The organism is Larkinella sp. C7 (assembly GCF_006149005.1).
Taxonomy (GTDB): Bacteria; Bacteroidota; Bacteroidia; order Cytophagales; family Spirosomataceae; genus Larkinella.
On record NZ_VBSL01000277.1, the window covers coordinates 1 to 316 of the forward strand.

Here is a 316-nt window from a genome sequence, read left to right on the forward strand (position 1 = left end):
CACTGATCACCACCGAAGCGGTTCCGGGCGGACTGACACAACTGCCGACGGTGCAGGTTGCCGAGTAAACCATTGTACCCACGGCAGCAGTAGAAACCGGAATCGTTGCTCCCGTTCCTTTCGTACTGTTCGACCCTGCCCAGTTGACGGTGCCGCCCTCACAGCCGGAGACGGTTATGGAAACCGAAGGGGTGTTTTGAAGGACCGGCTGGTAAATACCCGCCGACAAAGCCAGCGTGGGAGCCGACATGCTGTTGCTACCCGGTTCGTTGTTGCAGAAAGCCGTAAAATTGCCTTCGCCGGGCAAGCCGGGGTT

1 protein-coding gene is annotated in these 316 nt (G+C 58.9%); it reads right to left on the minus strand.

Annotated elements, in window-relative coordinates:
* Positions 1-316 (minus strand): hypothetical protein (locus FH871_RS33435; protein WP_171063051.1); only part of this gene is annotated, 316 nt, incomplete at both ends.